Origin of the sequence: Gimesia alba (assembly GCF_007744675.1) — a bacterium.
Lineage (GTDB): Bacteria > Planctomycetota > Planctomycetia > Planctomycetales > Planctomycetaceae > Gimesia > Gimesia alba.
Genome location: NZ_CP036269.1, coordinates 1,040,463 through 1,066,993, shown reverse-complemented (window position 1 = coordinate 1,066,993; position 26,531 = coordinate 1,040,463). Strand labels below are relative to the sequence as shown.

General features: G+C 50.9%; 20 protein-coding genes. 8 read left to right on the top strand and 12 right to left on the bottom strand.

The annotated features are described in order from the left end of the window. Positions 1-126: 126 nt before the first annotated feature. The gene (locus tag Pan241w_RS04090) at positions 127-558 is read left to right on the top strand and encodes a transthyretin-like family protein (RefSeq protein WP_145211351.1); all 432 of its coding nucleotides are present in this window, start codon (positions 127-129) and stop codon (positions 556-558) included. A 239-nt stretch (positions 559-797) separates the two neighbouring features. Here Pan241w_RS04090 and Pan241w_RS04085 read toward each other — a convergent pair whose 3' ends face one another. The 4 genes from Pan241w_RS04085 to coaD all read right to left on the bottom strand — a co-directional run bounded on the left by Pan241w_RS04085 (position 798) and on the right by coaD (position 7,940). After that, on the bottom strand, positions 798-3,068 hold the full coding sequence (locus Pan241w_RS04085) for a peroxidase family protein (protein WP_145211348.1): 2,271 nt from the start codon (positions 3,066-3,068) through the stop codon (positions 798-800). Positions 3,069-3,485: 417 nt separating this feature from the next. Continuing rightward, positions 3,486-6,557 carry a PVC-type heme-binding CxxCH protein gene (locus tag Pan241w_RS04080; protein ID WP_145211345.1) on the bottom strand — a complete coding sequence of 1,024 codons (3,072 nt, stop codon included), beginning with the start codon at positions 6,555-6,557 and terminating at the stop codon, positions 3,486-3,488. A 224-nt stretch (positions 6,558-6,781) separates the two neighbouring features. Then, entirely contained in the window at positions 6,782-7,375 is a 594-nt protein-coding gene (locus tag Pan241w_RS04075) for a thioredoxin family protein (protein ID WP_145211342.1), read from the bottom strand. A gap of 52 nt (positions 7,376-7,427) precedes the next feature. After that, a complete protein-coding gene (gene coaD / locus Pan241w_RS04070; protein ID WP_232107458.1) occupies positions 7,428-7,940 on the bottom strand; it encodes a pantetheine-phosphate adenylyltransferase in 513 nt (170 codons plus the stop codon). A gap of 265 nt (positions 7,941-8,205) precedes the next feature. On the opposite strand from coaD, the gene Pan241w_RS04065 reads away from it, so the two are divergent. Both Pan241w_RS04065 and Pan241w_RS04060 read left to right on the top strand, forming a co-directional pair. After that, on the top strand, positions 8,206-9,540 hold the full coding sequence (locus tag Pan241w_RS04065; RefSeq protein WP_145211336.1) for an alpha/beta hydrolase: 1,335 nt from the start codon (positions 8,206-8,208) through the stop codon (positions 9,538-9,540). Positions 9,541-9,926: 386 nt separating this feature from the next. Then, on the top strand, positions 9,927-10,160 hold the full coding sequence (locus tag Pan241w_RS04060; protein WP_145211333.1) for a hypothetical protein: 234 nt from the start codon (positions 9,927-9,929) through the stop codon (positions 10,158-10,160). 108 nt (positions 10,161-10,268) lie between these two features. On the opposite strand, the gene plsY is transcribed toward Pan241w_RS04060, so the two are convergent. After that, on the bottom strand, positions 10,269-10,961 hold the full coding sequence (gene plsY / locus Pan241w_RS04055; RefSeq protein ID WP_145211330.1) for a glycerol-3-phosphate 1-O-acyltransferase PlsY: 693 nt from the start codon (positions 10,959-10,961) through the stop codon (positions 10,269-10,271). A gap of 276 nt (positions 10,962-11,237) precedes the next feature. On the opposite strand from plsY, the gene amrS reads away from it, so the two are divergent. After that, positions 11,238-14,414, top strand: a complete 3,177-nt coding sequence (amrS, locus tag Pan241w_RS04050; RefSeq protein ID WP_145211327.1) for an AmmeMemoRadiSam system radical SAM enzyme — start codon at positions 11,238-11,240, stop codon at positions 14,412-14,414. Between the two features lie 147 nt (positions 14,415-14,561). Then, a complete protein-coding gene (locus Pan241w_RS04045; protein ID WP_145211324.1) occupies positions 14,562-16,475 on the top strand; it encodes a redoxin domain-containing protein in 1,914 nt (637 codons plus the stop codon). Positions 16,476-16,573: 98 nt separating this feature from the next. Here the strand turns inward: Pan241w_RS04045 and Pan241w_RS04040 are convergent, their stop codons facing one another. Further along, complete coding sequence (locus Pan241w_RS04040; protein WP_145211321.1) at positions 16,574-17,317, bottom strand: HisA/HisF-related TIM barrel protein; 744 nt, start codon at positions 17,315-17,317, stop codon at positions 16,574-16,576. A gap of 175 nt (positions 17,318-17,492) precedes the next feature. On the opposite strand from Pan241w_RS04040, the gene Pan241w_RS04035 reads away from it, so the two are divergent. Together Pan241w_RS04035 and Pan241w_RS04030 are read left to right on the top strand one after the other, a co-directional pair. Further along, positions 17,493-17,969 (top strand): GNAT family N-acetyltransferase, encoded by a 477-nt coding sequence (locus Pan241w_RS04035; protein ID WP_145211319.1) that lies wholly within the window; start codon positions 17,493-17,495, stop codon positions 17,967-17,969. A 37-nt stretch (positions 17,970-18,006) separates the two neighbouring features. Then, on the top strand, positions 18,007-18,930 hold the full coding sequence (locus Pan241w_RS04030) for a carbohydrate kinase family protein (protein ID WP_145211316.1): 924 nt from the start codon (positions 18,007-18,009) through the stop codon (positions 18,928-18,930). Between the two features lie 300 nt (positions 18,931-19,230). On the opposite strand, the gene Pan241w_RS04025 is transcribed toward Pan241w_RS04030, so the two are convergent. The 4 genes from Pan241w_RS04025 to Pan241w_RS04010 form a co-directional block, all read right to left on the bottom strand. After that, positions 19,231-20,103 (bottom strand): fumarylacetoacetate hydrolase family protein, encoded by an 873-nt coding sequence (locus Pan241w_RS04025; RefSeq protein ID WP_198000316.1) that lies wholly within the window; start codon positions 20,101-20,103, stop codon positions 19,231-19,233. 2 nt (positions 20,104-20,105) lie between these two features. Beyond that, positions 20,106-21,131 (bottom strand): RluA family pseudouridine synthase, encoded by a 1,026-nt coding sequence (locus Pan241w_RS04020; protein WP_145211310.1) that lies wholly within the window; start codon positions 21,129-21,131, stop codon positions 20,106-20,108. Beyond that, the gene (locus tag Pan241w_RS04015; protein WP_145211307.1) at positions 21,131-22,096 is read right to left on the bottom strand and encodes a tetratricopeptide repeat protein; all 966 of its coding nucleotides are present in this window, start codon (positions 22,094-22,096) and stop codon (positions 21,131-21,133) included. Before Pan241w_RS04015 ends, Pan241w_RS04020 begins: the two co-directional genes overlap by 1 nt. Positions 22,097-22,532: 436 nt before the next feature. Further along, positions 22,533-23,216, bottom strand: coding sequence for a hypothetical protein (locus Pan241w_RS04010; protein ID WP_145211304.1), 684 nt, complete (start codon positions 23,214-23,216; stop codon positions 22,533-22,535). 148 nt (positions 23,217-23,364) lie between these two features. Here Pan241w_RS04010 and Pan241w_RS04005 point away from each other — a divergent pair, with 148 nt between their 5' ends. Further along, positions 23,365-24,633: an OB-fold protein gene (locus Pan241w_RS04005; protein ID WP_198000315.1), complete on the top strand. Its 1,269-nt coding sequence runs from the start codon at positions 23,365-23,367 to the stop codon at positions 24,631-24,633. 68 nt (positions 24,634-24,701) lie between these two features. Here Pan241w_RS04005 and Pan241w_RS04000 read toward each other — a convergent pair whose 3' ends face one another. After that, positions 24,702-25,757: a DUF1559 family PulG-like putative transporter gene (locus Pan241w_RS04000; protein WP_145211298.1), complete on the bottom strand. Its 1,056-nt coding sequence runs from the start codon at positions 25,755-25,757 to the stop codon at positions 24,702-24,704. Between the two features lie 119 nt (positions 25,758-25,876). Beyond that, on the bottom strand, positions 25,877-26,527 hold the full coding sequence (locus tag Pan241w_RS03995; protein WP_145211295.1) for a hypothetical protein: 651 nt from the start codon (positions 26,525-26,527) through the stop codon (positions 25,877-25,879). Positions 26,528-26,531: the final 4 nt, after the last annotated feature.

Genomic DNA, 26,531 nt, shown 5'->3' with positions numbered 1-26,531 from the left:
AAACCATAATCAGACCTGGATCGTGCACCAACTTGTTCTGTGATCTTGGCCATACTATGATTCCCTTTCAAAATCATTCAGCATTTGATTTCTCTTAAAAAATTTCATCGCGCTCAGGAGACTTTCATGACATTCGCAGCTCACTGGAAATTTAGTTTACTTTTCACTTTCCTGTGTCTCATCTCCAGTGGATGTTCAAATACTCCCGGTGATCAACCCGACCTGGGAACAGTCACAGGAACCGTCACCATGGATGAAAAACCGCTGGCAGGAGTCATGGTTGTGTTCAGCCCGGAGAGTGGTCGCTCTTCTATGGGGACAACTGACGATGCTGGCAAATATGAATTGATCTATGTGGGTGACACCAAAGGTGCCAAAATCGGTACGCATACAATCAGCATCACAACAGTCCAGAATGACAATTCCGAAGAAGAAGGCGGCGCAGGCGCGGCACCATTCAAAGAAACAGTCCCTGCGAAATATAACACGAAGTCCACACTGACCGAAGAAGTCAAAGCGGGCGAAAACGTATTCGACTTCCAGCTCACTTCGAAATAGAGATTGTTTCAAAACCTGGATTCAACGAAGACTGTGCATCATCGCCTGCACCTTACCAGATCCAGAATCCTGATCCCGAGATCAAGTTCTGGACCTGGTGAAGTGGGGACAGATCGGCGTGGTCAGCAAAAAGTCATCCGCCAGCTACTGGAGCGCATCACATTTGACCATAGCGTGTTTCAATCTCAGATACTCGGTCCAAATGGCCTTGGAAACGCTACAGTAAAACGGGACACAGTCTAGCGACGGCGTTTGCCAGGCGGCATCCCTAACACAGGATCAAGGTCACTGGAAGCAAAGACCTGATCCAGCATTTCGTGCCTATCGTCACGTTGATCCCCAGGCCTTTGCTGGTTCGATCCTTGTGGGGGGCGGTGATCGTCCGGACGATGCGCCATGCGCTCTCCACCACGAGGGCCTTTGTGCATGTGGTCCCCGCCGATGATGTCGAGTATGTCGACGTCGATATCCACGCCGTCAGCCACTTCAATCGTGTCATCTGCATCCGTGCCCCGAATCACAATCCGCTCCATGCCGGTGAATTCCAGTTGCATACCGGAGACATCAACAACACCATCGTTCACAATTATCGTATCGCTTTGGTCCGTCCCGTTCACAATCAATGTGTCAGCGCGGCCTTTGCCCGCTTCCACGACCAGACCGCCGGGGAGATCTGCGACAGTGATGCCTTCAAGGGTGACGCGTTGCGACCCGTTGTTGGTACTTGTCAGCATCAAACGTTCGACGCTGTCCAGTGACTGACTGCCGATGACCTGATGCGTTCTGTTGTCGACCACTTCCAGATTCCCGTTTTTCTCGCGAATGGTGACGTCGTTGGCATGGGTTTCCGCCAGATCGAGCCGCATGACAGTGGGAGCAAAGAACACATTTTCCTGCAGCCCGGAAACATCCGAGTTGCGTTCGATCACATCAGCCAGTGTCGTGCCGTCGATTTCTTTCAATGCAGCACCGGAGAATACATTTTCGTACCAGAAACGATCTCCGTCGCGCAGTCGCTCAAACTGATCGACGATAATCGCAGTGAACGTCTCGCCCATGCTCGATCCCGGCAAATGATCTTCGGCCAGACCGCCGACCCATAGGTCAATGTTATCGACAGTGCCGTACAGTGCTTCCAGTTTGGCAGCGACTTCCGGATTAGATGAAATGTCGGAGAAACTTTCCACGGCCGGCAGACCCAGGGCAACTCGTGTTGAGTTATAGTCCGCCAGTCCATGGTCGCGGCCACGCTGGATATTCAGCGACGCCAGATCGAAACCGCCGGCGCCCGGAGGTCCAAACAGGAAGTTGCGAACATCATCGACGAGTTCGTTATCGATTTCCTGTGCCACGTTCACAGTGGCCCCGCGCAACAGGGAATCAACCCCATTTTCTTCCAGTTCGCCCGGGTTGAAAAACGCGTTCAACAACGCGATATTGCCTTCGTCGGCGACATTCCCAGTCTCGTCAAGCCGCAACAGTTCGGACGACAGCATTGTGTGCCCGAAGCGATAGGCGGCATTGGAAAATTCATTGGCGATACTGGGATCGACCGAGGGCTCGTATCCCATGTATTCGCTGACGACCCCCGTGCCGAACAATGCCGGGAGGAATTCATTGAACGTAATCGCTTGCAACTCGCCAATCACGATCTGCCGAGCCTGTTGGTACAGTTCTTCATCAGTCAGATCCGGGTTTTCATCTGCCAACTCAGAAGCAATCCGATTGTGCTCGCGGACCCAGATGGTGTGCATTGAAGTCAAAGCCACGTTCTCATTGGCGCGAATATCGCCTGCCTGAAAGAATCCGTCGTCTCCGTATGGCAGCAGGTCACCATCACTGGTTTTCAGCTGCCCCCCAACAAAGGTTCTCAACTCCGCCGCCAGTTCTTCGTCCGAACCGTAGATCCCAGAACCATCGATGAACGCGGTAATCTGATTGATCTGCTGTCGCACTCCGTTCTCGTCTAACTCGAAGGCGGAGCGGTTCAGACCAATGACATCATCCCCGGAACCATCGGGATCGAAGAATGGGTCACCTGTCGGAACATCGATCGGAAACGATTCCAGCGGATTGCCGTCTTCATCGTGAGCGGCTTCGGTCAGGGTGATGTCATGATCGATGAATTGTCCCCAGACCCAGAGGATGTCTGTCAGATAGCGGTCGTTGGTTTCGTATGAATCTACGGCTGCAATCACATTACTGATTTCGCGGGCACTCGGTCGGTCTTCGCCTCCTGGAGTCGACAGGCCATCGCCATAATCGGCCTCGGCCAGCCTGATGAGTTGTGTACCGACACTACCGAGTTCCGGGTTGTCGATGTTGTTGCCGGTCCCGTCAATCGACGCGTATTCGGTAATGGTGTTCCACTCCGTACTCGAATCGATAATGTCTGTTGAGAGAGAATTCACCGCCGACAGAAGTTGACGATCTTCAAGGTGTTCAACGGCTGAAAAATGAGATGAGTGATGGGCGGCCCTGCGATGACGATTGGGTTTTCGAAATAGCATGATGAGTTCTCCTGAAGCGTAAAGTCGCTTGCGCGCAGTTCTTTCGAACTGATCGACGGAAGCCACCAGACGCGTGGTTGATTTTTGTATTGACGAAGGCCCGCCCTACAAAAAAGTTGATCAACCGGACGACTCAAGACAGCGAGTCGTCCCTTTAGATAGAGTCTCTACTATGAAAACGAAAATGGATTGAGATGATCCACAGAATTCGTCAAAAATTTCTACATTTTAATCAAAATGAGGAGTGTACGTGTGGAGTGTCTCGCAGGCCCTTTCGGGTGCCAAGTAGCGTTTCTGAATTCGAATGCCTCTTTGCATATGGAAGGAACCGGGGCTAACGCCCTGCGGCTAATAAGTCATCCCGGTTGGGAAATCATCAACAACCGGATGTGCCCTCGATCATCTGATTGATGATCGTCAGTTTTCCAGTGCCATGAGATAGGCGATCAAATCCGCCATTTCCCTGGGTTTGATTTTCTTTTCAAAGCCCTCGGGCATCAATGATTTTCCCGAACTTCGAATCTCTTCGATGTTCTCTCGCAGAATCGTAATCTGTTTATTCTCTGCTTTTTTCAAAGTTATACTGGAAGGCGTCTCATTCACAATGATGCCGGTTTCGATCAGCCCGTCTTCTGTGACGACCACATACTCCAGATAGTTCGGCGAGACTTCCTTATTCGGATCGAGTACATGCACCAGAATTTCCGGTGCGGTTCTGTTTTTGATCGTCGCTAAATTCGGGCCGACTTCAGAACCCTCTGATCCCAGCTTATGGCAGGTGAGACATTCGCGCTTAAAGACTTTTTTTCCAGCTGCCAGATTCGACTTGAAAGAAAGTGCCGGCTGATATTGCGCAATAATTTCACGCCGCGGACCGAGGGTCTCGCCAGCAAATAGCCGGGCAGCCTGCTTTTTGATTTCCGGATTTGTACTTTTTAACAAAATCGTCCGTCTGACTTGCGGGATCTGCGTGATCGAAACTGTCCGGTCGGAGATCGCTGCAAACAGTCGTAAGATCCAGTTCTGTCTCCTTAACAGACGATTGACAATTTCCGTTCTCACACTCGGCGTCAGAGCGGGATATTGTTTGAGTAACAGTTCCGCGATTTGCGTATCGGTAAAACTGGTGAAGGCTTCGACAACAGAAACCTGAATCACCTGCGGCTCGCGTGCCGCCAGTAAAGGCAGCAAATCCGCTTCGGCTGTTGCCAGGTCGGTGCAGCTCAAAAGTTCAATGGCCTGTTGACGGGCTGGCACGGTTTGTGTTCGGTCGGCAGCGACCTGCTTCGCCCGTGCGATGCGGTCTCGAACCAACTGCGCGGCCCCTGACTCGTCCTCCTTCGCGAATGCCAGAATCGTTTGGCCGCCTCGCTTTAAACCCTGGCCTATCGCCAGCACGATTTCATCTTGAACCGCTTCCGTCTTCTGTTGCTGGTCGGGATACCGATAACGGAACGCCAGTTCCAGAATTTCAGTCACTTCCGGAACCTGCTTTCGTGTGCCAATCACATTTGCCAGCTGGCTCAATAGGGGCTTGGCATCGGGGCTGGCAGCAAATTCGACGTCTTCCAGTAAGCTTTTCAAAAATTCGGCCGTTGACTCTGATAACGAACTCAAAACGGCGGTGCGAATCCAGGCGTCGCCATAATCGCGGCGGACAATCTGGTACAAGGCTTTCGCAGCCCGTGGATCTTTTATCTCGCCCAGAGTGAATGCGGCCTGGAAGCGAACGCGGGGATCTTCATCCGTCGCCAGAGTCAGGACTTGGTTTCGCAGCGATTCACTTTGATTCAGCTTTGGTTCGGCAAGCTTGACAGCGGCGCGTCTGATTTCCGGTTCGCTATCGTTGAGCGCCTGCAGTATATTCGCCTCGCTGAGTGCATTTAATCCCTCTAAGGACCAGAGTGCATGCAAGCGCGCCAGAGAGGACTCACTGCTTTCCAGCAACGCGTTGAGCAAAGGGATCGCGGCCTGATCCTGCCGTTCAAAGATCAAACGATGCGCAGTATCCCGCCACCAGACGTTGGGATTTTCCAGTTCCGCGACCAGTGTGTTAATGTCTGCAGAACCCAATCGCGGCGGCTGTGGTTTTTGATAACCGGCCGGGTACTCAGGAGGTACCATTCGATAAATCCGCCCGCGGTCCCGGCCGCTGGTCAGGTCAAGGTGTGCTTTAATATCATCGGGAATTGACCAGGGATGTTCGATATTTTCTCGATACATGTCGAGTACGTGCAGTGTGCCATCGGGGGCATTCAGAAAATTCACCGGACGAAACCAGTTGTCGGTGGAGGCCAGAAACTCGACCTTTTCATGTGCCCGATGCGCTTGATACGTCACGCCATCTGGGGTCATCAGATACCGCATCACTAAATTACCCGCGACCTCTCCAATGAATGCGTTGCCATAATATTCTTTGGGATAAGCGGTTCCCCGATATATAGTCACGCCCGCTGAAGACGTCACAAAGCCAGTCGCACTTTTTTCACTGCGAGGCGAGCGGGACGTGGGATCGGCGGACAGTCGCTTCGCATTGATGACCCGCCAGGGTTCCGGAGGACTGGCACGAAATACAGATATGGTATCACCGGCATCCACGGCATTATTGATGGCGGACGCAACCGGCAAATAGCGATTGCGAACCAGATATTTTGACGGCAGAACAATCTGCATCAGCGGATTGCGAATATTACAGATGAAGCGGTTGCCCCAGTCATCAAACGTATTCCCAAATCGCGCACCGCCCGAAATGACTTCGAAGGTCTCCGTGCCCGCATCAAAGCGAAAATCACGACGCCCCATATTAATCGGGTCGGTTTTGGAAGCAGCCGGACTTTGAATGCTTCCCCCATTACTGCCCCCTGCTCCATAGATTTGATGGTCCAGTCCCCACTTGAGATTATTCATCACCGCCTGCACATTGTATTTGCGAAACCCGGTGAAAACTTTGCGTTTGATATCTGCCTTGTGATCGCCGTCCGTATCTTTGAAATACCAGATATCGGGAGTCGCAGAAACGTAAACGCCCCCTTTCCAGAATGCCAGACCGGTGGGCCAGGAAAGCTGGTCGGCAAAGATCGTCGAGCGATCAAAGGTTCCGTCACCGTCCACATCTTCCAGCACACGTACTTTGCCAATCGGAGCCGACTTCTGTTCGGCCCAGGCTTCATCCTTGGATTTATCAGTATAAGGATAGTCATTCATCTCGATGACATACGCCAGGCCGTTCTCGTCATACTGCATCGCCACGGGATCGGTCACCAGAGGTTCTGCCGCCAGTAATTCCATTTGAAATCCGTTTTGCAGACGAAAAGTTTTCAATGCTTTTTCTGGAGACGTCGGTTCCAGGTGAGGCAGTGCGTCTGCCAGTGATGGGGAAGACTGCTCCTTGTTCTCAGCAGATTTCAGATGCGCGGTAACGACAAAGAACGCAGAGAATGCAGCCACCAGGAACAGCAATCCCACCTGCTTGAACATCCGATTTTTCATCGAGAATCCCCTCTATCATGATCTTTACCAGAAGCCACCGCACGCTTGCGATTTCCTATTCTCAGAGCCCATCCCATTTAGTAAGAATGTTAATAAATTGTAAATTGGTGACGAACCATCTACAAGCGACAATCAGAAATAGAAACGGAAACGGTATCGTGGCACAAAAAAAGCTCTCTCCACATTTAAGTGGAGAGAGCCAGTAATCGTTGCATCAGAAAGTGCTAGACGGCGGGTTGCCCCGTGAAATATTCAGGTTCTTTGCCTTCCTGCCATTTGATGTTACAGCCGATGCTGGGTTTCTGATCTTCCGTCACAGGTGCGCCAGCGACAACAGCATCGCAGGCTGCTTTGAGATCGGCGCCGGTCACCGGTTTATCATTGCCGGGACGACTGTCGTCAAACTGCCCGCGGTAGACCAGTTTCTGTTCCTGATCAAACAGGAAGAAATCAGGAGTGCAAGCTGCTTTGTAGGCTTTGGCAACTTCCTGAGTTCCATCATAAAGATAGGGGAAGTTGTAGCCGGCGGTTTTGGCTTCCTCAATCATTTTTTCCGGGCTGTCATCAGGGTGTGATGAGACGTCATTCGAACTGATGCCGACCACGCCTAATCCTTTTGCCATGTATTCATCAGCAAACGCCGCCAGAGCTTCGCGCAGATGAATGACAAACGGACAATGGTTGCACATGAAGATGACCAGCAAACCTTTGGAATCCTGAAAATCGCTCAGGGAGACTGTTTTGCCATCGACGTTCGGCAATGAAAAGTCGGGAGCCTGTGTTCCTAAAGGCAGCATTGTTGAAGCGGTTTTTACCATCGTATGTTCTCCTTTTTTTCAATCTACCAATGAAGCAGATACCAGTTTCGTTTTAAGTTCGGGAAGCAAATTTTTCGACTAAGGGACTGACAACCTGTTTCGGCACAAAGTCTTTGAGTTTTTCTTCTGCGACATCACCGCCCAGCTGGGCGATCTGTTTGATCAGAGAGCTGGAAATATGCGTGTATTTTTCACTGGCCATTAGAAAAACGGTTTCAATCTCAGAGGCCAGGGTTCTGTTTGCCAGAGACATGGTAAACTCGGCTTCCACATCGGTGAGGGTACGCAGGCCTCGCAGCATGACGCCGCCGCCACATTCCTGCACGAAGTTCACAGCCAGACCCTGAAAGCATTTGACTTCGACATTCGGAAAGGCGGCCAGCAATCCCTGCAGCATCTGTTGACGTTCTTCTGGAGAAAACAGGGGTCGTTTATCGGGATTGATCCCAATGCCCACCGTGATCTTGGAATAAATCACAGCTCCACGCTCCACAATATCCAAGTGCCCCAATGTCGGTGGGTCAAAACTGCCAACATACACAGCATGATGTGGGTTGAGCGTCATCGTCACAAAACTACCTTTCTCGCATAATTCCTGCCAATTTCTGCTTTCATTGTAACTGGAACCGTGGTCGATCCAAACGGACAGAATCCAATTTCTCAGACGAATCAGAAGATTTGAGGTTCGACAGGTAAGTGAATTGCAAAACGGCCTGTCTCGTAGTGTAATAGATTCGTTAAAGCGTGTATCTTTACAGTCCGGCCTGGTTGCCGTCCTTCATAGAGCACTTAATCTCACTTACTTCAATTATTTTCAGGAGCATCGTGGAATGCGATTTTCTGTTTGCCGCTCAACAATTCAAACGGCTTCTCTGGCAGTTATGCTGCTGTGCTTCATCAGTTCCGTCTCAGCAGCACCCCAAAATCTGGAAGATGTCTCTAAGCTGTTAAAAGCGCCCGCCAATCAGGCGAATCAGAAACAGGTTCTCGATTATTTCCTGAAACGCTATCAGAAAGAAAAAGACTTAACCCAAGGCACCCATCGTCATTTAATTCAAAAGACCGACGATGGCGGCGGCTTCGCAGGCTGGTTTTTGAAAGGCAAGCCTGGCGATGAAATGATCATCTTTGCCGAAAAGGATCGCCAGTGGCCCATGATCGAACTGGGAGATTCCGGCTACTTTGCTCGCGTGGAACGCTTTCCCAATTTTTCTTCCGTTCATTATCGCTATAGCGTGAATGGCCGCCGTTTACCCGCGGGCCGATTCAGTCGCTTTGGCTTTGAAAGCTACGAATGGAAACCCGAAAGCATTCGTCAGGAAGGAGTTCCACAAGGCAAACTGACTCAGATGCCCGCCTTCAAAAGCACAAAACAATATCCGGGCACGGTCCGGGACTGGTGGGTCTATGTGCCCGCACAGTATTCGGAAACCGGTGATCCCGCCAAACTGATCGTATTCACCGACGGCGGCGGATACTGCCATGGCGATGGAAACGCCACCATTGTGCTCGACAACCTGATCCACGCAAAAAAAATCCCGGTCTCCATCGCCGTCTTTATCAATCCCGGCGTGATTCCCGCCAAATCCAAAGGCAAACAGCCCGTCAGAAACCGCAGTAATGAATACGATACCTGCACCGCGCAATATGCGACGTTTCTGGATGAAGAAATGCTGCCTTTGGTGCGCAAGCAGTATCGGATTTCCGAGAAGCCGGAAGACCATTTGATCTGCGGTGCCTCATCCGGCGGCAGTTGTGCCTTCACCGCAGCCTGGCATCGGACCGACCAGTTTCAGAAGGTCATTTCCTTTGTCGGCAGTTTCTGTGATTTCCGGGGCATCAATGATTATCCCTCCCGGAAAGACAACACCATTCCCCTCAATCAGTTTGGCCCCTGGAAAACGGCTCACGATTATCCCGGGCTGATTCGCAAACAGGATCCTCCCAAGCCCATCAAAGTCTTCCTGCAGGATGGCGATAATGACTTGGATAACAAACTGGGGAACTGGTTCCTGAACAACGAACGCATGGCAGCCGCCCTGGCTTACAGCGGTTATGACTTCTGGTTCGTGACCGGCCACGGCATGCACAGCAGTCGCCACGGCAAAGCGGTTCTGCCAGACGCACTGGTCTGGATCTGGAACTCAAAAGCAGACGGGAAATAAAAACCTGCTTCCAGAACGAGGTATTTCCTGCGAATCAAAACATTCGTTGAGATTTTTATTTGACGAATGCTGCGCAGGTCGATAAATTTACATCATTAAGAATCAGTCGGAGTTATAAAACGTACGTGCTTAAGCGACAGGAACCTTAAGTCAGTTTTGATTGAGTTCAGAAATCGATTTTATCGAGTTCTCCCACTGAGGATTTACAATAACAGAAAATGGATTTGTGTTCCGCTCCCGGTGGAACCGTGTTAGCCGCTTGCCGATCAAGAGTTACTGCTTCAGAGTTACCCGCCTTGAGTCCTGCGACAGCATCGATCTCGCCGCTGGCTGGAACACAAGTGATTGTCTGTCGGAACATTGACTTATTTCAAGGAGGATTGCTTATGACTGTTGAAACGTATTCACAGAAAGCCAGGAAACTTTCAGAGAAGATTGAGCAGACGATTACATTTCGTACTGGTAGTCAGGTTCAGTCGTTGAAAGTAGACATTCTGGGAGAGATTGTTGTGCTCTCGGGACGCACTGATTCTTTTTACCACAAACAACTGGCAACACATGCTGCCTTAAGTGAAATCGATCAGTATGCCCTGACTAACAATATTCGAGTGGAATCTTAGTTGACGTTATTTTTCCTGTAAGAAACAGGAATCGCGTAAGAAAAAATCAGAGCCAGTGATTTGATCAGGACGATCTTATCCTGCTGGCTGGATTATTCCAGAAATCAATTACGCTTCTTCGTCCTGTTTGATTTCTGAAGGGCTCTCTGCCGCCTTATCGCGGCCGCCAAACTGAAATTTCTTTTCTTCTCCTCGCAGAATCCGGCCCACGTTGCTCCAGTGCCGCACGATAATTAAGAGCGGAACAGCGATACTGAAAACAGCGAGACTCCATTTCTGCTGCGAAAAGGCAGACGTTCCCAGTTGCACAAACTGAGCCACACCAAATGCAAATGCTGCGAGAATCGAACTGAGGGCAACAATTCGCGTGACCAGAAACGTCAAAGCGAAAGCGCCAACGGCAATTAACGTGGACCAGGGGCCCAGCACCAGAATGACGCCCAGACTGGTAGCAACCCCTTTGCCTCCCCGGAAACCGAGCCAGATCGGGAACATATGACCGAGAATCGTGGCAACGCCGCTCAATACCCGAGCATGGTCAAAATCAGGAGAATCAGGGCTCACGAACAATGCCGGAATAAATAAGACGGGCAATAACCCCTTTAACGCATCCAGCAACAGAACCAGAATCCCCCATTTCGCCCCAAGTGTCCGCGCCACATTCGTGGCACCGATATTGCCGCTGCCCACTTTGCGGATATCGGTTCCCGCCACTATTTTTGCCGTCAGCAGCCCAAATGGGACCGAACCGGCGAAATAAGAGGTCACTGCCACAAAAAACCAAAAATAATCTGCAAACATTAGCGGGACAGTTTCGTATAATAGATAGGGTCATCAAAGAGTCGATTTACGGGCTCTGATGATACCCGACAACAGCCAAAAAGCACAACAACAGGTGCAGCAGGCTGTTCAAGAAATTTATGCAAGGTTCCTGCCGACTGGGGGATGACGGAGATTCTATTCGCGTTCCCGGTCAGAAATTTCAACATACTGTTGGCCCTGCCCTTCGGAATGAATTATTCTAAAAGGACAGGGCTCCCTTCCTTTCCCAACGCCGTTTCTTAATCCACAACTGCTATGACAAAAAAAACGCTCCCTATTCTCACGCCAGACCAGTCAGCCGACATTGAACAAGGGCTCTACCCGGGTCGGTGGTGGCACCGAGATGGTGAAAAAATCGTCTGCGACTTATGTCCGCGCGCCTGTGCTCTTTCAGAAAATGACCGGGGTTTTTGCTTCGTGCGGCAGAACATTGGTGGCAAGATGGCTTTGACCACCTACGGCCGCAGCACCGGATTCTGTGTCGATCCCATCGAAAAAAAACCGTTGAACCATTTTTATCCGGGTTCCAGCGTGCTCTCTTTTGGAACAGCCGGTTGCAATCTGGGCTGCAAGTTCTGTCAGAACTGGGACATTTCCAAATCACGGGAGATCGAGCGGCTCAGTGCGCGGGCTCTGCCTGAAGAAATTGCCGAGGTTGCTGCGGAGTTAGGCTGCCAGAGCGTCGCCTTTACTTATAACGATCCGATTATCTGGTCGGAATACGCTATCGAAACATCGAAAGCCTGCCACGCGCGGGGCGTGAAAACCGTCGCTGTTACCGCCGGTTACATTACCGAATCCGCACGGGCTGATTTTTTTGAACATATCGACGCTGCCAATATCGATTTGAAAGCGTTCACGGAAGAGTTTTATTACCGCGTGACTTTGTCGCATCTGCAACCGGTCCTGGATACCTTGCGCTGGTTAAAACAGGAAACCGACGTCTGGTTTGAAATCACAAATCTCGTGATTCCGCAAGCCAATGACGACAGCAGTGAATTTCAGCAGATGTGCGACTGGATTCTGGACAACGTCGGCGACGAAGTGCCGCTGCACTTCTCCGCTTTCCATCCGGACTTTCGAATGCTGGATCATGGCGCCACTCCCCCCGAAACATTGATCCGTGCACGCGAGATTGCGCTGAACACGGGGCTCAAATATGTTTATACAGGGAACGTCAACGATGCCGCGCGACAGAGCACTTATTGCCCCGGATGCCAGCAGACACTGATTGAACGAAACTGGTATCAATTGGGCAAATATGCGTTGAACCAGAATCAATGTCGTTATTGTGGCACCAAGATCGCAGGTCACTTTAATGACGAGCCTGGCACCTGGGGCCAAAAAAGACTGCCCGTTGATATCCAGGCGATGCTGAAACAACTTCCCGACACTCACTCTCAACAAGCCGAACCACAGAAAGGTTCTTCACCGATGCAGGCTGATAAGACACCGCGAGATATCGAACTCACCAGTGAGCATGAACAGAAACTGTTACAGAAAGCGGCTGCTGTTGTCGTGGGTACGGCAACACAGACCCAGCCCGAAGACTTGAGGCTCGATGAGCTGGAAGAGATGGTCGTCAACGGGGCATTTGTCAGCTTGAAACGCCAGGGACAACTCCGTTCCTGCTGTGGGAACTTCGGACAACCTTTGCCTCTGGGACAGGCCCTGCATCAGGCAGCGGTTCGAGCGGCCAAAGACGATCCCCGGTTTCCTCCGATTTCCTCCAGTGAATTAACACAGCTCGATCTGGAAGTCTGGCTGCTCTCTGAGCTGGAAGTGGTCGAAGAACAGGGCACCGATCGTGTCAATGCCGTTACGGTCGGCCTGCACGGTTTGCAGATTCGAGCCGACGGTCGAAGCGGCTTACTGCTGCCCGGCGTTCCCCTTGATCATGGCTGGAACGCGGAAGAGTTTCTGAATCAGACTTGCATCAAAGCAGGGCTGCCCCCGACTGCCTGGAAAGATCCGGGAACCACTCTGTTACGTTATCAGGGTATTTCCTGTTCCGCCAAATTAGCAGATATGACGACGAAACCAGTTAAGCCTTCCAGCCAGCAAATATTAGGACAACGTGAATTTGCACAATATCTGCAGTACGTGCAATCAACCATTGAAGCATTAATGAGCGGCCAGGTTCCCCAGTATTACTGCCCTCACGTTTCTGATGCCAACATTCAGGGCGTGGCGTTACTGCTGATGAAAACAGATACCGACGAAGAACTGGCGATCTCAAAATGGACGTTGAAACAATCGTTTCCAATGCAGTCAACAGTGTTCTCACTCTGTCAGCAACTGGTACAGAACATCTCACGACTGAATCTGCGTCCGGGAGAATTTCAGGTCAAACTGGTGCTGGCCTCTGATCCTGCAATGCACGGCACTGTGGAAGGTGTGGATCTGACAGACTTCGATTCACAAAATCGCAGCCTGTTACTGATTGAAGGCCAGAAGACAGGCTGGTTCTTTGAGAGCGAACAGGAAGCTGCCCACTTAATCGACCAGGCACAACAGGCCGTGGGGATCATACAACCCGAGTCGGCACAGGTCTTCAGTCTGGCAGTTCAGACGGCGGCAGCTCAATTCCAGATCGTGAATCGTCCCCGCGCAGAACTGGGGCCGGCAATCAGGCCAGCCGGAGTCGCCGGCACATTTTATCCCGCCGATTCGGGCACACTCGAAGGACTATTAGATGACCTGTTCCATGAACCGGGCACACCCGAACGCTGGGCTGCCGCGATGGTCCCGCATGCCGGTTGGATGTATTCCGGTAAAATCGCCGCTGAGGTGCTGAAACGAATTGAGTTCCCGTCCACGATAATTGTAATCGGCCCAAAGCATACGCGCGATGGAGTCGAGTGGGCCGTCGCCCCGCATCGAGTCTGGCAGTTACCGAATGGCGAACTGGAATCGAATGGTGAACTGGCCAAAACACTGTCGGAGCAGATACCGGGGCTGGAACGGGATGCCGCCGCCCATCGGCGTGAACATGCCATTGAAGTCGAGCTCCCTTTGATCAAACGGCTGGCCCCCCATGCACAAGTCGTGGGAATCGCCATCGGTGGTGGTAATCTGAAACGCTGTGAAGAATTTGCCGAGGGACTGGCCCGTGTCATTCAGGGATTAGAAGAACCCCCATTGTTGCTGATTTCCAGTGACATGAATCATTTTGCCACCGATGAGGAAAATCGTCGTCTAGATGAACTGGCGCTGGAGAAAATGCGTAACATGGATCCGGATGGATTGCTGGAAACAGTCCAGGAGCACCATATTTCGATGTGTGGCGTCCTGCCAGCCGTCATTGTGATGAAAACACTCCAAAAAATGGGTAAACTGAGTCGTGTAGAGCAAGTTGGCTATGCCACATCTGGGGATATCACGGGCGATCGCTCCCGCGTCGTCGGTTATGCGGGGCTGCTGTTAAATTAGATCGTCCCTTTGGTGCATTACAGGCGGGTTTACCAGGAAACCGAAAAATTGAGGGTGACCAAGTTACGGGTTTTCTACTAAAATCCCGATACTGTTGTTTGTCTATTCTGTAAAGTTTGCGTGCCAGCGGAATCGGAGTCCCGTGATATGTCTATTGGTCGAATCTCGTTTTTAACTGTATTCGCTTCCCTCATTTTGTTGTCCCGTTCGCTACCGGCGGCTGATGCCCCGTCTGTCGAATTGGCGTTGACGTTCAAGCCAATCCAGAAAGACGTCGAAATTGAAATTCCGGAAAAGTCGGATTACAGTCGCTGCAAGGTCGAAGTCGAGCAGAACAAAAACAGTTCTGGCTGGATTGTGTATGGCCCGAATGGTCAAGTCTTGAGACGCTTCGTCGACACCAATGGCGATAATGTCGTAGATCAATGGCGTTACTTCAATCGTGGACTGGAAGTCTATCGGGATATCGATGCCAACTTTAATAATAAAGTCGATGGCTCACGCTGGATGAATCTGGCGGGAACGCGCTGGGGCATTGATAAAGACGAAGACGGCGTGATTGATGAATGGAAAATGATCTCCGCAGAAGAGGTTACACGAGTCGCGATCGCCGCGTTAGCCAACAACAATACCAAGCTGTTCCAGTCGCTCTTGATCACAGAAGATGAAGTGGCAGATGCCGGCATCAAGAATCCCTTTGCAGATAAAATTCGTGAATCGGCCAAGGGAGCACCGCAGGAAATTCCTGCCATGCTTTCGAAAACAAAAATGATCACCCCGGACACAGTCTGGGTTCGCTTTGACGGAGCTATGCCCGGCTTGATTCCCGCAGATAGCATCAAAACCGACAAAGATTTGCACGTTTTTGAGAATGTGATGGCCATTGTTGATACCAAAGGCAAAAGCGGCCTGATTCAATTTGGTGAGCTGATTCGCGTCGGCGATGTCTGGCGACTGACCCAGGTTCCCTTGCCGATTGAAGGCGAATCGATGCAGGTGACCGAAGGGGGAACCCTGATGCAGCCGGTTGCGGGGAACGCCACTTTGCCAACCAATTCAACAGTGGGACTTTCCAAAGAAATGCAGGGCTTACTGGATGATCTTCAGAAACTCGATCAAAACAGCCCGACTCCGGACAAAGGTCCTCAGGCCATTGCCAAATACAATGCCGACCGGGTGGTGATTATTGAAAAGCTGATTGCCTCTTCGAAAAATGAAGATGAACGGTCACAGTGGACGCGACAGATGGTCGATGGACTGGCAGCCGCCGTCCAGACGGTCGGATACAAGGACGGACTGAAACAGCTGCAGAAAATTCGGGATCAGGTCCAGAAGACCTCACAGGATCAGGATCTGGTCGCGTATGTCACCTATCGCACCCTGCTGGCGGATTACAGTTCGCAGTTGCAGACAACGCAAAGCGACAAACTCCGCGATGTGCAGACCTGGTGGCTGACGCAGCTGGAAGACTTCATTAAGAAGTACCCCAACTCAGATGATTCCGCCGAAGCGATGCTGCAGTTGGCGGTCACTCAGGAGTTCAGCGGGAAAGTAGCCGAATCCAAAAAATGGTATACGAAACTGGTCGAAAGCCATGCCAGCTCAGAAGCAGGAACCCGCGGTGCGGGTGCTTTGCGACGGATGAATCTGGCGGGCAAAGAACTCGAATTGACAGGAACATCACTGACCGGCGGCAGCATTGACGCCAAGCAATATCGTGGCAAAGCGCTGCTGGTCATCTTCTGGTCCAGCTGGTGCAAACCCTGCACGGAAGATCTGCCGCAAATTCTGGAGCTTTACAGTAAATATCACAGCCAGGGTTTTGACGTACTGGGAATCAACCTCGATGCGACTCCCGATCTGGCGGAAGCGTACATCAAACAGCATAAAGTTCCCTGGGCTCAGATTCACGAAGAGGGCGGACTGGAAAGTGCCCCGGCACGTGACTTCGGCGTGATCTCACTGCCGACGATGTTCCTCGTCGACAAATCGGGCAAGGTCGTCAATCGGAGTGCGACCGTCTCCGATCTGAAAAAAGCACTCCCCGATCTGCTGAAATAACCTGCTCTAGAGCGCATCACATTTTATCATAGCGTGTCTCATTCTAATTTACTCGGTCCAGATGACCTTGGAGACGCTACAGTAAAACTGGACACAGTCTAGAAAAGGGAGAGCACTGCGTCTCTCCCGATACGTCCATCGTGCAAAGCAGACGCGACCAGGACACCGTCCGCACCGAGTTCTGCCTGCGCGATGAGATCAGCGGGCTGACTGATGCCACCACCTGTAATCAGCCGCAGTGCGGGATGACGGCTGCGTAATGTTTGACAGAGTGTTTCTGTGCCAGTCCCTGCTCCCGTTCCGACTTGCGCCAGGTCAAGCAGAATCATCTGCTGGACCCCCTGCTCTAAACTGAGCTCAGCAATGTCCAGTGGGTCACTCAAACTGGCAAACAGATTCTCTGACGACGGACTGACGAGCGGCTCGCCCTGTTTCAGATCGAGACTGAAGACCGTCTGTGTTGCGCTCCACTGTTGCACCAGTGCCTTGAGCTCGGGAGGACTCTTAATGGTTTCCAGACCGGCGACGATGGAGATGCCTTCCAGCGAACTCAGCGGCCCAGCATCATCGGCAGACCGCAGGCCGCAATCGAGCAGGAACGTGAACCCTTCCTGTAGCAGACGGTCATAAAGATCCCGATTCTGCCTTTGATGCAGAATGGCATCCAGATCGGCGACATAGAATTCAGTCAATTCAAATTCATCGCGCAACGCGCGGGCAATGTCGAGGGGCTGACTGGAACGCGTCAGACGGCTCTGAATCGGCTGATACAGGTCGCGCTGACCGGCGATGCCACGCACGACACTTTGATTGAGAATGTCCAGAACCGGAATAATTTTCATCGTTACGTTTGAGATCCCCTGTCAATTTAAAATCTGACAAATTTCCTGCTTGCCCCTCTCTTTCGAAAGAGAGGCTCCCCTATTTCCAGTGCACTGATTAAAATGACCAATTGAAAAAGTAAAGTACGGCTTCGACAGACCACATTACCCGATTCCTCGAGGAAAAGAAAACCTGATGAAAATCTTCGAAGCAGATCTGACCAATCCCGAACATGCCAACGCAGTCGTGTTCCTCTTAAACAGTTATGCGAACAGCCCTGAAGGGGGCGGACTCCCACTTCCGGAGGACGTGCAACGTAATCTAGCGGTCAACTTGCATCAGCGGCCGGATGCCTTTGCGGTGCTGGCGTTTGAAAATGAAACGCCTGTGGGGCTTGTGATTTGTATTGAAGGATTTTCGACATTCTCCTGCAAACCGTTGTTCAATATTCATGATGTGTTTGTCGCATCCGGTTATCGAGGACAGGGGCTCGCCCGGCAGTTATTTGATCACGTCGAGACCATTGCCAAAGCGCGCGGATGTTGTAAACTCACACTGGAAGTTCTGGAAGGTAATGAGCGTGCCCGCGCCGCGTATGCCAAATTCGGATTTTCCGGTTATGAACTCGACCCGGAAATGGGACAGGCTCTCTTCTGGGAAAAGAAACTTTAGCCGTTCCATGAGAATTCAAAAATAAAGCAGTCCGTTTATGAAGTATGATGTTGTCGGCGTCGGTTTAGTGGTCGTAGATCATCTGGTGGTGTTAGCAGAACATCCGGATCAGGATACAAAAACTAATATCATCAGCGACGCCTATCAAGTCGGGGGGCCGGTCCCCACCGCACAGGTTCTACTCAAGCGATTCGGAAAACAGTGCGCGTTCCTCGGCAGTTGGGGCGATGATCAATATGGCCCGCTGATTGCCGAAGACCTCGCGGCGGAAAACCTGGATCTCTCTGCCAGCCGCATGTTGCCGGGAACGCGCTCCGGGTATGCGCAGGTCTGGATTGACGAACAGGCGGGAACCCGCACAATCGCCTGCCATCGACCTCAACATTGGCTGCCGCCTTCTGAGTTGGACTCTACACTGTTTTCACAAACCAGAGCCGTGCACCTGGATGGCTGGCCGCCGGAAACGAGTCTACAGGCATCCCGATTGGCGCGGCAGGCCGGCGCGCTCGTTTCTCTGGATACGGGCTCATTAAAGCCGGGCATGCCGGAACTGATTCCTTATCTGAATGTGATGAATTGCCCCCGTCGCTTCATCACCGAATATCTAGATACTGACGACGTCCACGCTGCCGGTAGGGAATTGCTGGCACAAGGGCCTGAGATCGTCACCATTACCGATGGCACGCGCGGGGCGTGGCTGTTTACGGAAGCAGGCTGCCTGCATTGTGCGGCGCTGCCTGTGCTGTCGCTCGATACAACGGGCGCAGGCGACGTCTTCAGCGGCGCCTTGCTCTATGCCATTCTGGAAGAGTGGCCTCCGCAGCGTGTGTTGCAATTCGCGTGTGTGACGGCGGCTCTGAAATGCGAACGACTGGGAAATCGGGACGCACTGCCTTCACTGGCGGAAATCGAAGCAGTCCTGCAAACCAGAGCACCCGCGATCAAAACAATGGACGACTAGTGCTTTGTCAGGCTAGGAATTGAGGGTTGGGGGTGTTGTTTACGTGCTCCGTTGTCGCACTCTCGTGATATCTATCAACCCAAAATTTAAAAATGACACTCCACTAGGTAGTATTTCTTTAATCACTCCGATCCTGATTTTGAGGTCGACAGCGTTAGCGATGAAAGAATATGTCTTGGCCGACAGTGTGATGTCGCCCTTATTTACTGGACTATGACCGCAGAAAAGGCCCATTAGCCGCAGGGCATTAGCCCCGGTTAAGCTTCATTAGTAAGGAGCGTTCGAATTAAAAGACGCTACCTACGGGGCGGCGTCTTTCACAACCGGATTGATCAGGGTGCCGATCCCGCTGATTTCGATCGAGACGATATCGCGATCTTCGAGTGTGAATTCATCAGGGGGCACAATGCCGGTTCCCGTTAATAAAACCGCACCGCTGGGGAAGTCGTTTTCTTTCCCTAACCAGCTAATCAGATCTTCCAGCCCACGGGCCATCTCGGCAACAGAGGTTTCTCCCTGGAAGACTTCTTCGCCGCCGCGTTCGATCGTCAGAATGATTTTCGTTGCTTCCCGTTCCAGCGGGTTTTCATGTAACAGAACAGAGGGGCCCAGACCACAGCAGTCCTTGTAGAATTTTGCCTGAGGCAGATACAACGGGTTTTCGCCTTCGATGTCACGGGCCGACATATCGTTGCCAACCGTGTAGCCAACAAGTCGTAAATCGGGAGAGACGATCAGCGCCAACTCAGGTTCCGGCACCGACCATTGGCTGTCATAACGCACTCGCACCGGTTGATTTGGACCACAGACTCGATTTGGTGTCGCTTTGAAAAACAGCTCCGGGCGATCGGCCGTATAAACCTGATCGTAGTGAGAGGCGGCCGTCTCGGACTCTTCCATCCGGGCGACCTGACTCCGTTTGTAAGTCACGCCGGCAGCCCAGACTTCTTGATGATCAATGGGGGCCAGAAATTCCAACTGGTTCAAGGGAACCGGAGGCAGTTCGGTATCGATCAGAAACTTTGCCAGTCCGATCGGATCGGGAGCATACAAAATATCTGATAAGCGATGACAGTTGTCGACCTGACTGAGATCCAGAAGCTGAACGCCATTTTCTTCCACGATGGCGACATGACGTTCTCCGTTGGACAATAAAACTTTAGCGAGTTTCATCTTCATTCTTCCTTCTGGTATTGATCTAACGCGGCCAGTGTCATTTCCATGTCTTCCGGTAATGGTGCCTCAAATTTCATCGGTTTTCCACTCTGCGGATGACTAAATTCCAAACAATACGCATGAAGTGCCTGGCGCTCGATTAAAATATCACTCTCCTGCTCCGCTGCTGCCGCTTCGGCCTCGACACTCAGGTCTTTCATTTTTAATGCGATCCGGCCGCCGTAGACGCGGTCAGCCACAATCGAATGGCCAATATGCTGCATGTGAACCCGTAGCTGATGCGTGCGCCCGGTACGAGGTTTGAGCTTCACATAAGTGAATGCCTTATAGCGCTCGATCACTTCGTAATACGTAAATGCATTGCGGGCGTTGCCCCCCTCGTCACAGACAATCATCTTTTCCCGTGCCCGGGGATGCACACACATGAAAGTATCAATGTAGTCGGAATCGAATTCCATGCGGCCCCAGACAATCGCCCGGTATTCTTTCTGAACTTCCCGTTTTTCAAACTGGGCGCTCAGTTTCGCATGCACCTGATTATCCTTGGCAACGACCATGATGCCACTTGTATTGCGATCGAGCCGATGCACAATGCCGGGCCGATACTGACCGGCGACATCACTCAGTTGATCGAAATGATGCTGCAGCGCACCCGCCAATGTGCCTGCGTAATTTCCTTTTCCCGGATGGACGATCATATCGGACGGTTTATTGATGACGGCAACCCAGTCGTCTTCGTAAACAATGTCGATCGGAATATCTTCGGGCGGCAGCTGATTGTCGGGCATCTCGGGCAAACGCACGGAAACGCGATCGTTTACACGCATCCGCCGCGCCGCTTTGACTGGCAAACCGTTGACGAGTACTGCTTCCTGCTTGATCGCTTTCTGAAACAGCACACGTGTGTAATTAGGATACAGGCGACACAAGTAGTGGTCGATCCGCCAGCCATGAGCGCGTGCCTCGACCGTAATTTCAATCGGTTCGCTGGAGAGCTCCGGAGGTGACGAAAGTTCGTCAGACATTATGGTTTCTTTTCGGTCGCTGGTTCCGACTTCGGTTTTTCAGCGGGTGTTTCCGCTTTTTTGGCAGACTCCTCTGGAGTTGCTGGCTTTTCAACTGGTTTGGAATCTGCTTTCGCGGGGACCTCTGGCTTGGCATCGCCTGGTTTCGTTTCGTCCGTCTTGTTGTCATCGGTCAAAGGAGAAGACGTTATGGGCTCGGGAAGCCCGGGCAGACTTGGGAGACCGGGAAGTGCCGGAAGTCCGGGTGTTTCACTTGAACCCGTGGGTGTGCCGCCGGGTGCTGCACCAGGCATCGGCATATTAAAGCCGGGTCGCTGACGATCGCCGGGTTTGGGATTCTGAGCATGGAACCATTTGTAAAAATTCTTGGTTTCTTCCTGGTCCAGAGCGGCGACTTTTTCCCCTTCCTCTGGTTTCACACGTTGCTCGGCCAACTTCCGGAAGATGGAATCGGGATACTCCTGGATCAGTTTTTGATAGAGTTCAATCGCATTTTTCAGATCGCCGTCCGATACGGATTCTTCTGTGCGTGCCATTCCAAACAAAGCCCGTTCGCGAATTTCCGGCAAGGTGCTGGCGGAATCGAGCAGTTGCTGGAATTGTTCTTTCGCATCTCCCAGAGCACGATCCCCGGCACTGCGATCGGTAAACGAATTGCGAATGCCGGATTGTAGATGGCTTTCTGCTGCGTGGATCAACGCCCATTGCCCGACACTGGTGCCGGAAAATTCTTCGGAAACGGTTTCAAAATCCTCAGTGGATGTACTGGCGGCTAAACGGGTCCAGCCTTCTGCTTCCTGGTCCGTTCGCGAGGAAGACCAGGCGAAATAGCCCAGCACGACAACAAAAATAACGCCGGCTGCCACGATCGCTTTCACGCCATATTTTTCCAAATAGGGCTCAGCCTGAACTATCAGTTTCCCGAGGTCGTTGGTTTGCAGATCGTGTCTATGTTCGCTCTTCATGAGAGTCTCTCGCAGTAAATATGAAATAGTCCGAAACTCATTCTCTCACAACGAGATAAATAAGTCCATCGCGCGAGTATATTGCCCCTGAATTTACGCGTCAAGCTGAGCCCCCGGCCCGAACGCGATTCAGTGTAAAGAAATTCAGATTTTTGATTCCAGAAGCCGGAATTTACGGAAAAATAGCCGCCATTTCCCAATTGATATACAAGTGTCGGAGCAATTCCTACGCCCCGGGAACCAGCGCCTTTCTCAAATAACCAATCAGATCGGCTTCTTCTGGAACACCTCCTTCGACACTGAATTCCTCTGACATGTCTTCGTTCCTTTGTTCCTTTTCATAATAGAACCATGTTGGTGCATCTGCACTCACAGTTCTTTCCCCAGCGTGCCTCTCATCGACAGTGACTTGCAATGAACGAGTCAATGAAACTGATTAAGACGGTGAAATTAACTCTTCCTTGATGCTCCCCACAATATAGGTATAGATCACCAACGCGAATATGATCCCTGTAGTAATGATGAGTGGGCTGACATTGAAAAAGATGCGGAGATGCTCAAGAAAATAAACCAACCAGACTCCCATCAGAAGCAGAACCGTTGTGACCAACAGATACTGTGCTTTTGCGGTCAGATCCGGTCGATTAATATACATCGTCAGTTTTTTTATAAACAGAACGAACAGAATCAACCCGACCACAGATGCGAGCTTCAAGAAAAGTCGCATGGGCATCGTTAAAAAACCAGGGTCAAAGAAATCTGTGCCATAATAGATAAGATTGGCACTCAAACCGACGGCCGATCCAACGAGTAAACCACGAGTCCCCGATTCCTCAGGAGCGGAAAGACATAAGATCGGCCCCACAAAGATCATCAGATACCCTAACAATCCCACGAAAGGGAGCACCGTCATGGATACCATTGGCAGTCGCGATGTCAGCAGAAGATACAAGGCCGCTAATATTGAAACAACTACGAGCCCGATACCAAAGTAGACCAGATCCAGGCCTCGTTTCATTTGTTTCAATGAAGCAGAGCCTTCCCGAATCCATTGTTCGCCTGATGAGAATTCCGCTTCCCTCAGATTCATTTCTGCAGCGTCGGTTTCATCAGACATCATCAGATTCCTGATCTCATATCCCTCAAAAAAATATAATTCTGCACCTACTATACAAAACACCTGACCGCTGTATAGTATGGAAACCATAACTGAAGCGATATTTGTCGTAATTCCAATCTGGAACGGCTGCTTTTCAAAGGATTCTCTGATGTTTTCGTCTCGCTATGAATTGAGCTACTACCTCATACTATCGGGTTTTATTTTGATGTCTGGCTGCAGTTCAGAGCCCGCTGCATCAACCTCAAACAAAATGTCCCAGTCAGAATCTTCGACTGAGAAATCTTTGGCTGAGAAATCTTCGGCTGAGAAATCTTCGGCTGAGAAATCTTCGGCTGAGAAATCTTCGGCTGATAATACAAAAGCAGAATCGAACACCGCCCCAGAGCCTGTCCAGATCGATGCGATTACTGCTAAAGAATACTTCGAAGCATGTGAAAAGGACCCGGAAGATGCCCTGAAAAAATATGAGGGCAAATCGATTCGCCTGACTGGCAAACTGAAATCGCTCCACAGTGGCTTTACTGGTGAACTCAGTTTCCGATTGGATGCAAGTGAAGATCCCGAGCAATGGATGAGTCTGGAATCACCAGACGTGTCCGTTTCATTGGGGGATCATGAAAAAAATCCCGAGTCGCGGCTGGCTTTAGGACAGGAAATCACAGTCGAGGGAGTCGGGAAAAAATCGATGACTTCAACGGCAGCGCTGGAATATTGCCGCATTGTGGAAATCAAAGGTGATTTTAAGCCTGAGTTTCTTTCCGCAGATGAGTTAGAAAAAGAATTTTCTACAAATCGTGAAGCAACTGATAATAAATGGGGAATGAAATATTTCTATCTGACCGGGAATATCAAGCACCTCAACCGGGAGAATGGTCAGATCGAACTGGGTAATGATCAGAAAAAAACCGCGCTGCTGAAAACCGATGATCACTTTGAACTGGAGCATCTGAAACCGGGCCAGAAGCTTCAAGTCCTGGGAGTGTACTGGAAATTTCGAGATCAGGAACAGGTCCCGGAAATCATCGACTTTTTTCTAATCTCTCCTCAACGTCCCAAGGCGAATATTGAACCCACAAAAATGGCCGATAGCGTCCCCCATTTTACTGCAGACAGGCTGGCAGAAGCCTTCGAATCAGATCCCCGTCGGTTCGTGCGAAGGTATCAAACAGAACCCAGACTCATTCAGATTGAAGGCACCATTGATACCATAGAAAAAGATCTCCTCGGCTGGGACATGCAAATTAAAAATGCACTCAAACATGATATTAACTGCAGCTTCCCAACACTGACAAAAACAGAGGCCGCAGCATTAAAACCGGGGGATCATGTCACCATTCGCGGCAAGTTATTCATTAAGACGAGATGGTTCGGGAAAGCAGAACCAATTTCGTTGATGAACTGCAAAATCGTTCCCTGACAAGTAACTTCGTAACAGGAAAAGCTTCTTCAGAGCGGAACCGACAGATCCTGCGTGAGAAGAAGGCATCACTTCAGTTGCCTTTGCAGCGATTCCAGCAATTTCACATTGGCTTGAAACTGTTCCGGCGTTGCTGCCTGGGACAGTGAAGATACCTCTAATGCCTGAGCAATGTCTGTCGCCGAGTCAATGCGTAAAAAGAAATGTGGCGTGGGAAACGCTCTTTGATGCTCTATCAACTCTTCTTTTTCGCTCTCGGTCAAATTCTCACTCGAAAACAGGTTGATCAGCATCAGCGAATTTGAATCAGTTTGTAAAGTCTTCGCGTAATAGACGTTTTCATCGTCCGGCTGACTCTGTAACGAAATATAGTCCCAATGAAAATTGCCTGTTTCAAACCGTTTCTTCGGAAAAGCTGCCTGTTCTTGATTGGATACAGGAGGAGCGTCTCCAAGACCTTTCAGTATTTCGGGAGAGGTTCCATCCGAAAAAAAAGAAACGCTGCCATCCGCAAACAGTAAATGCCCGCCCTGCCAGGGAGAATGACCATAGCTGTTTGGTCCGTTACACATTTTTGTTCCCAGCGGCCTCCAGTTGAAGGGATAGCCCCAGGGTTGATAATTGCCCGCCACCTCGCCCACCATCCAGGTATGCGCAGTGCCGTTCGTCATCTGCTTAAATTTCACACTGCTGTTGCGGTACAAGAGATGGGGATTACCGAGGTAATGAGTTAACCCATAACCGAAATTCGTATAATGAGCTTTAACTCCCGGAATGAGGTACGTAGGACGTACCGATTGCATCACATAAAGATTGTCCGGCCCCTCCCAGGGTTGGTTGAAATCAAGCATATAATAATCGGGACTGTTGTCCATATATGGTAGAAGCATCGTCAACCAGCCCTGCATCGCGGTACCATCTTCGCGGATGATGCCCCCGGGAGGCAGAGAACCGTGAGTCTCATGATAATTACTAAGCGCTAAACCAATCTGCTTCAGGTTATTTTTTGAAGTCGATCTGCGGGCCGCTTCCCTGGCTTGTTGAATTGCCGGCAGAACTAAAGCAATGAGCAGCAGTATGACCAGTAGAATAACACTGATCGTAATCCAGCGCTGACCGTTCATGATTTGTGCCTCTCATGGACTGTGACAGAATCCCTTACAGCCCTTCCTCATGGGAATCTGTATTCGTTCGTTATTCAGCGAAGCTGTTGCACCGTTGTGGCCAGCGCGTTCGCTTTCATTCACGGGGCTAATACTTTTTTGAGACTATAGAACAGACAGGGATACAGAAATAATCCCACCAGCATCACGGAGTAAATGTGGATCAAAGTAAATTTGATCAATCCGAGATCCATCACCAGTTCCATGCACCAGGATCCCAGCAGAAACAGCACCGACGTTACCAACAGACCGTACACTTTCAGCAGCTGATCGGAACGATTGAGATACAACAACAAGTTTCTCAGAAATAGCGCAAACAGAATCAAACCAATATATGCTGCCAGCTTCAGGCAGAGTGCCAAGGGCAGCCCCAGAAATCCGGGACCCCAAAAGACGGTTCCCGCAAAAATCACTTTGGCGAAAAAGCCGACTGACGCCCCGATGAGTAAACCGCGAGAATTGACTTCTGTCGGCACTGAGAAAAGTAACAGAGCCCCTGCGAAGATGATCAGATTTCCCATCAGCGCCGTAACAGGCAGGACCTGCATGACCACAGACAGCAGTTCTGTGCTGAACTCAAAATAGAGTACTCCCAGCGCCGCCAGGCAGACCAGAATGCAGCCGTAAAGGAACAGAGTAAATCCCTGCCTGGTCCGTTTCAGTGATGTCGAGGTTCCCCGAAGCCACTGCTCACCCGAGATCCGATCTGAGTTCGACGCTGCCTCTGTCATCGTC